Origin of the sequence: Paraburkholderia sp. HC6.4b, from assembly GCF_014200875.1 — a bacterium.
Classification (GTDB): Bacteria; Pseudomonadota; Gammaproteobacteria; order Burkholderiales; family Burkholderiaceae; genus Paraburkholderia; species Paraburkholderia tuberum.
Window position 1 is genome coordinate 1 of record NZ_JACHDC010000048.1, and the last position, 7,420, is coordinate 7,420.

Genomic DNA, 7,420 nt, shown 5'->3' on the forward strand with positions numbered 1-7,420 from the left:
TCCGACGCATTCAGCCAGTCGAGCACGAAATTAGCGCCGATAAAGCCGGCACCGCCCGTTACCAGGATCATGTAATTCCCTTGTCGATGTGAGTGACAGGCGGCGAAGAGCTTGCGACCTGTTCACCCCGCGTGGTGTCCGTTTCTCTGGTCGTCCGTCGCGTTCCCCGGAGAGTGGACACTCAGACGCCAATTTTATGAAACCCCCATTATAAAGCCCCCCAGTGCAAAAACTAGAACCCTAACAACTTGAAACAGCTTGACAGAATTCGTTGCCGTTGACCTGTGAAAAGGGGATTTTCGGTGCGGTTACGTGCATTTTGTCGCTTGTAATGACGTGCGCCACATACTGTGCGGCGCGGCGCAGAAAGAGTGGAAACGAAGAAAAAGAACGGAGAAAGCGTCGTGAAGGGCCGCAAACGCGGCCCCTCGGTGCAGACCGTCAGGCGGTTGCTCGCGCGCGCGCTCAGGCCGCGAGCATCCAGCGCAGCGTATCGATGAAAGGGATCGACTCGACCGCCGGCACCAGCGAGTGCAATTTGGCGGGCGAACCGGCAAGCATCTTGACGTCCGTTTGCCGGACAAAGGCGGGATTGACCTGGACTTCGATGTCGTGACCGGTGAGTTCGCTCGCGGTCGTGAGGATTTCACGCAACGAATACGGCGTGCCGGTGCAGACGTTGACGATTTCGGCGGCGACATCGGAGTCGAGCAACGCCTCGTACGTGCTCGCCACAAAACGCACGTCGGAGAAGTCCCGCGCGATGTCGATATTGCCGAGTTCGATCGATGCCGCGCGCCGCGCGAAGTGGCTGACGATCTTCGGCACGAGGAAGTTCACCGCCTGGCCGCGGCCGGTGTAGTTGAACGGCCGCACGATCAGGATCGGCAGGCGGTCGAACCATGTGCGCACCAGCGCTTCCATGGCCGCTTTGCTGGCCGCGTAATGATTGACCGGCATAAGCGGGAAGCTCTCGTCGATCGCGGCGCTGCTGACGTTGCCGTACACGTTCGCGCTGCTTGCGATCAGCAGTTTGCGCGGCACATGGCCGATCGCGGCACAGGCTTCGAGCAGGTTCTGCGTGCCGATCACGTTGACGCGATAAAAGTCGAGCGGATCGTTGTGCCCCACGAAGCTGATCGCGGCCAGATGCACGATGAAATCGGGCCGCACGGTGTCGAGCACGCGCCGGCAGTCTTCCGGTGAGGTGATGTCGAGTTTGACGCGTGTCGGCGTGTCGGGCTCGTCGCGGCCGGACACCGCTTCGATCACGGTATGGCCGCGCCCGGTCAGCTTCTCGACCAGATAGCGGCCGGTAAAACCGTTCGAACCGGTGACGAGCGTGCGAAATGGTTGCTTCGCCGCGGAAGACGACATGCTGGCTTCGTTCACGAGAGAGTCATCCTGTTGTTGTATTGGAATCGCGCGTGGTCCATGCGTGGCTGCCGCTTTGCTGTGTTGCTGTTGCGGCGGTGTTTCGCAACGTGAGCGCGCGATATCCGACCCCAAACGGGATATTATGTCACGCTAGGTTGCCGCGCTGCGCAGCACGGCACGCGCCTTGCAACGCCTCGCGTATCGAATCGCCTTGATTTCCTCGATGACTCCGTCCACCGCTTCCAACACGTCTGCTCCCCTCGTCCTCTTGCTTTCGGCGATCTGCAAGGCTGCCGCGCACCGTTTCAGCAACTGCTCTGCATGCCGAACAGCAGCGAGGAGCCCAGGTAGATCTGACTCGAAAGACTCAATAGCGTCAGCGCCAGCCACAGAGACCAGACGGGTGCAGCGACACCTGCGAAAATCCGGCGCCCGAGCACTAACCCCGCGATCAGGACCAGCAGCAACAGACCGAGTCCGAGGTATTGATAACCTTCGTACTGTCCCGCGGTGCCGGTCGGCAACGGCGAGACATACATCGACGTATTGTGTCCGTTCGCGCCGAGCGGGTTGATGAGCGCGTTCAGGTTCATCGAGGAGAAGCCGAAACCGTAGCTGTCGCTGCGGAAATCCTGGAAATAGCCCGCCACAAACATTGCCGACAGCATGACGACGAGAATCATGCAAGCCTGACGTGCAACGAACCGCAGCGTCGCCGTGTCGACGCGATAGTTGCAAGCACGCCACTGCGCCAGAACTGCCATCAGCACGAGAGGCGACGTGAAGTAGAAGTGCGTGAACGGCGAAAAGAGGACTAGCGCGAGAAAGATGCGTAACCGACCGGTAGACCTCATTGATGCCGAAAGAAGCGTGCCCCAACCAATGATAATCAGAAAATGCGGCAGCAGGTTGAGGTGGCCAATCCGGTAGTAAAACGTGGGCAGGAGCCCGATCAACAGCGTGCCCAAGAACGCGCACACCGACGAGACTGCGTGCTGCCTCAGCGCCCAATAAATCGCCCACAACTGCAGCAGCGCGCACAGGCAGATCCACGCGCCGTATGTCTGCGCGGACCGGGCCGAGGAACGGCCCGAGCAACTTCGTGACGATCGCCAATAGCAGGTTGCCGTCCATGAACACGATATTCGTGCCGACAGGAAAATCGCTCGTCCCGATATGTCCAAGCGGAAATTGCCACGGCGCGCTACGGAACAGGTTGATTGCGGCCAAGTTCCGCCGGTAGTCCCCGATGTACAACCATTCGAGTTGCGAAGGACGCAAGGCCGACAGGCGGCGACGATTCGGATGCGGGGCCGCGCTGTGCGCCCGCCTCACGAAAAAACGAATCGCTTGTCGAGTTGGTATTTCACTACATAGCCGATCGTGAGCCCAATGGCGCCGCCGACGAAACGCGCTGGCTCGGAATGAAAGATGGCGTCCGCTCCGAACTCGAATCCCCAGAAGATGACCGTGGTCGCCACGCCCATCAACGAGTACAGGAAGAAACTCGCCACGCCATGCGAAATATTCTTGTGGCGGTAGCGAAAGATCCAGATCTTGTCGAGTACGAACTTCAGCACGAGGCCGCCTCCGGTGCCGACCAGCACCGAGAGCAGCACATCGAAACGGCCGCCATAAGCCATCAGCGACAGCTTTTGCAGACCGATGTTCGCGACGATGGACAGCGCCGCGAAGAGCGCATAAAGGACCACGAGGTGGGGCGTGGCGAGTGGTTTGGCCGATGAATTCACGGTATCGATGCGTTGATGTATCGAGTGCCGGAAACGGTCGGCCTTCGCGAGCGCGACAGGCCGACCGCCCTCCATTACAACGACAGATGGTTATAGATGCGGCGCGGAATCGATCGAATGATGAGCATGATGCCCGCCCAGAACCACGGGGTATACAGCACGTCGCGGTGACGCGACACGGCTTTCACGATGTCGGCGGCCACGGCTTGCGGCGTCGCCACGAGGGGCTTTGGCAGCGGCAGGCCCTGCGTCATCGGCGTGGCGACGAAGCCCGGCTTGATCGTCACCACATGTGCGCCGACCTTCTTCAGGCGCGCATTGAGCCCTTCGCAGAATGTGGCCAGTGCGGCCTTCGCACTGCCGTACAGGTAGTTCGATGGCCGACCCCGATCCCCTGCGACCGAGGCGATCACCGCCAGGGTGCCGCTGCGCTGCTGCTCGAGGATGTTCGCGAAACGCGTAAGCAGTGCGATCACCGAAACGACGTTCGTCGTGAATTCGCGCACCGCGACGGCCGCGTCGCGCTCGCATTCATGCTGATCGGGCAAGGTGCCCGGCGCAACCAGCACGATGTCGATGCTGCCGAGGGCGCTCTGGCATGCCTGCACAACGGCCGCGTGCGCATTCAGATCGTCGATGTCCAGATGGTGGCAGGTGACGAGCTCGGCGCCGCGCGCCTTCAGGTCGTCTGCAGTTTCCTGAAGGCGCCGCGCGTTGCGGGCGACCAGCGCGAAGCGCACGCCAGGCCCATTCCATGCACGTGCACAGGCCGAAGCGATGGCCGAAGTTGCACCAATGATCACAATGTTCTTCATAAGCGAGTCGTTCGCTCCCAAAATCGAGAAAGCAATGCAGGGTCCCTCAGTGCCTCCAGATCCGTCCAACGGGGGTAGGCTGCGCGAAAATCGTTCCCCGACATGTGCGCATCCTTTGCCGGATAGAGGCGTCCACCGCTCTCGCGGACGATCGCATCGAGTGTGTCGAACAGGCGCTGGTTCGACGCCTCGCGCTGCGGGAAGTCGAGCGCAAGGGAAGTCCCCTCCCGCGGAAAGGAAAGCCACCCCGGCGACAAAAGATCACCGCAGCGCTTGAGCACGGCGAGGAACGAGCCGGTGCCGCTGCGCGAAATCGCATCGAGCACTTCGCGTATAGCGTCGCGTGCGCAACTCGGCGGAATCACGCATTGATATTGCTGGAAGCCGGAGCGGCCATACACCCGGTTCCATTGCAACAGTGCGTCGAGCGGATAGAAATAGCTATCGTATCCGACCTTCGCCTTTATCTCGCCCGCAGCCTGGCGGCGATAATACGCCTCATTGAGCACGCGCAGCGTCACCTTGTTGAACACAGGGACTGGTGAGACGATCGGAATCGTGTGCTTCTTGCGGCGCTCGACTGCGAGCGGCCCTTCCGCCGCATGGTCGCCGACCATGAAGATGCCACGTCCGAGCGCTGCACCGCGGCTTTGGCAATCGATCCATGCGACGCTGTATTCATGAAGCGGATCGAGGCGCTCGGACAGGACAAAGAATTCGTCGACGTTGTCGAAGCGGATGCTCGATACATCCATCAAGCTCGTGCGGATCGGCATGAGTTGAATCTCAACCCAGGTAATCAGTCCCGTGAGCCCCAGTCCGCCGATGGTCGCGCCGAAAAAATCGGCCTCTGCGCCAGCCCCGTCCCCAGGGGTACATTCGTGCTCGCTGCCATCGCTGCGCAGTAGGCCGAAGCGGCGCACGTAGCGGCCGAAAGTACCTCGCACGTGATGATTCTTGCCGTGAACGTCATTGGCCACGGCTCCGCCAAGCGTAACGTACTTGGTCCCCGGCGTAACCGGCAGCATCCAGCCGCGCGGAATCGCGAGCTCGAGAATCATTTCCAACGTTACGCCCGCCTCCGCGCGCAACACGCCGCTCGCGGTGTCGAAGTTGATCAGACGATCGAGGCCGCGCATGCACACGACATGGCCCGAAGACGCGAGACAGCTGTCGCCATAGCTGCGGCCCTGGCCAAATCCGAGCGTCGTGCCGCTATGTGAAGCGGCCGCGCGCCACGCCGTTACTACTGCGTCGCGCCACGCGGGTGTGTGCGGATTCTGCGGTGCATACGGATAGAGCCCCCAGGACTGAACGTGCGCCATCTTCTAGATCGCCAACCAGAAAACGACGGCGCACAACCCGATTACAACCCAACTACCACGATCCTTGGCGGCGAAAACGACAGGATCGTCATGCATGTGACCACGATGGGCGATGATCCAGATACGGCTTACCCAGTAGAGTAGAAGCGGGCAGGCAAGCCAAATATATTGGGGATGGCGATACAGCAAACGTGTATTGTCGTCCTGGATATAGAGCGCCAGCACCAGCACCGACAGATAGCCCGCAGCCGCACCGAGCGATGAGACGAGCGACAGGTCACCCGCCATATATCCCCGGCCCCGCGACTTGACGAGTCCGCGCGCCTGCAGCAGATGCAGTTCGGCAAAGCGCTTGACGAGGGCGAGGCTCAGGAAGATGAACATCGAGAAGGCGAGCAGCCAGAAGCTCAGTCGCGCGTCGATGGCCGCGCTCCCCGCAACGATGCGCGTAGTGTAGAGGCAAGCGAGCGCCACCACGTCCACCATGACTTGCTTCTTCAGATAGAACGAATAGGCGAGCGTGAGCGCGTAGTACGCGAACAGCACCAAGGTAAATCGGATGGGCAACAACAGGTGGGCGATACAGAATCCGATCACCATTAAAACCGGAAATAATATCGCGCCCTGCCATAGCGGCAAGGTCCCTGCCGCGAGCGGGCGCCGACGCTTGGTCGGGTGATGCCGATCGTCCTCGAGATCGAGCAGGTCGTTCAGCAGGTAGACGCTCGACGCGCACAGCCCGAACGAAACGAAACCGAAGACGGCCGCGGCGAGCAGATGCATCGACGATACCTCGTGCGCAGCCAGCAGCGGCAAGAATATGAGCAGGTTCTTGAGCCATTGATGCAGCCGCAATGACTTCGCCCAAACCTTGGTACGCGGCGGACGCGTCTCGATGACGTTCTCGACATTACCTTGCCTGCGCGCGACCCGCTCGACTCCTACCGACGGATTGACCACGTAGGCACGGTCGGCGGCCTGCCACACGGCGATGTCCGCGTGCGAATTTCCGGCGTAGTCGAAGCCCTTTTCGCTGAATTCGGCGACGAGCCGATCGCGCTTGTTGCGCGAGCTCAGATTGACGTTGCTATTGGTAGCGAAGGTTTGGTCGAACAGACTCAGGTGATCGGCAATCGCGTGCGCGAAGCGCTCATGGCTCGCGGTGGCGAGGACAAGGCGGCGCCCGGCGGCGCGTTCCTGCTTGAGCCATTCCAGCACCTTCTCGTCATAGGGCAGCACCGTCACGTCGATATCGGTCGTCTCAGCGAGACGGGACTTGAGCCCTGGCTTGCCAAAGCGCATCAGCCAAAGCAGCGGCTGATAAAAACGATGAGGCGCGGCCTTGAAAAACGCAAAGACGGATTCGATCAGAACGTCGGAGCGCATCAGCGTTCCATCGAGATCGACTACGAGGGGCTTTTGGCTCATTTGAATGGCCTTGAATTCCGAAAAATGTGAATGAGCAAAAGTCTGCTCCGCTCCTCGTGACATTGAATGATGGCAGTAAGTGACGGCCGGCGCGAGAGTCTCGCTCGGCAGAGACGCTGCGTCAGCAACGATTGACAGGCGAGCTCGGAAACCCATCCGTCAGGCACAACCTCAACGCATCCTTCCAATGCGGCGCGGCGAGCCCGAACACGCGCGCCAGCTTGTCGTTCGACATTCTGGAATTGGCTGGGCGCCTCGCGGGCGTCGGGTAATCCGTGGCCGGAATCGGCAGCGTGTTCGGCCTGTTCGGCAAATCCGCGAGTTCAAAGATCGTCGACGCGAAACCGTGCCACGACGTCGAGTCGCCCGCGCACAGGTGATAGATGCCCGAACGCTCGTCCCACCACTTCGCGCCGTCTTCGGCGGCGAAGGACTGCGCGCACAGATGCGCGCTCAGCGCCGCGATCGTGTTGCACCAGGTGGGCGCGCCGAACTGGTCGGCCACCACCTTCAGCTCCGGACGATCGGCGCCGAGCCGCAGCATCGTCAGCAGAAAGTTCTTGCCTCGCGTGCCGTACACCCAGCTCGTGCTGCGGCCGTAGACGTTCTGCGGATCGGTTGGATCGTCTTCGACGTAGGGTGCGTTCTTCGTTCCGTCGAAGACGTAGTCGGTCGAATAGTGGATCAGCGCCGCGCCAAGCTTTTTCGCTTCCTCGGCGAGCAC

Annotated in this window: 7 protein-coding genes; all 7 read right to left on the bottom strand. The window is 60.9% G+C overall.

All coding sequences use genetic code 11. The annotated features are described in order from the left end of the window. Window positions 1-465: 465 nt before the first annotated feature. Window positions 466-1,377, bottom strand: a complete 912-nt coding sequence (locus tag HDG34_RS38405) for a GDP-mannose 4,6-dehydratase (protein WP_184069177.1) — start codon at window positions 1,375-1,377, stop codon at window positions 466-468. Window positions 1,378-1,682: 305 nt separating this feature from the next. After that, window positions 1,683-2,345 (bottom strand): hypothetical protein, encoded by a 663-nt coding sequence (locus tag HDG34_RS38410; RefSeq protein WP_184069180.1) that lies wholly within the window; start codon window positions 2,343-2,345, stop codon window positions 1,683-1,685. A 363-nt stretch (window positions 2,346-2,708) separates the two neighbouring features. Next, window positions 2,709-3,128: a GtrA family protein gene (locus HDG34_RS38415; protein ID WP_026225623.1), complete on the bottom strand. Its 420-nt coding sequence runs from the start codon at window positions 3,126-3,128 to the stop codon at window positions 2,709-2,711. Between the two features lie 74 nt (window positions 3,129-3,202). Further along, window positions 3,203-3,943: an SDR family oxidoreductase gene (locus tag HDG34_RS38420; protein ID WP_184069183.1), complete on the bottom strand. Its 741-nt coding sequence runs from the start codon at window positions 3,941-3,943 to the stop codon at window positions 3,203-3,205. Next, window positions 3,940-5,268 carry an FAD-binding oxidoreductase gene (locus HDG34_RS38425; protein WP_184069186.1) on the bottom strand — a complete coding sequence of 443 codons (1,329 nt, stop codon included), beginning with the start codon at window positions 5,266-5,268 and terminating at the stop codon, window positions 3,940-3,942. Before HDG34_RS38425 ends, HDG34_RS38420 begins: the two co-directional genes overlap by 4 nt. Window positions 5,269-5,271: 3 nt before the next feature. Next, on the bottom strand, window positions 5,272-6,696 hold the full coding sequence (locus HDG34_RS38430) for a UbiA family prenyltransferase (RefSeq protein ID WP_184069190.1): 1,425 nt from the start codon (window positions 6,694-6,696) through the stop codon (window positions 5,272-5,274). 121 nt (window positions 6,697-6,817) lie between these two features. Then, on the bottom strand, window positions 6,818-7,420 hold a 603-nt coding region (locus HDG34_RS38435; protein ID WP_184069192.1), incomplete at its 5' end, for a sugar nucleotide-binding protein.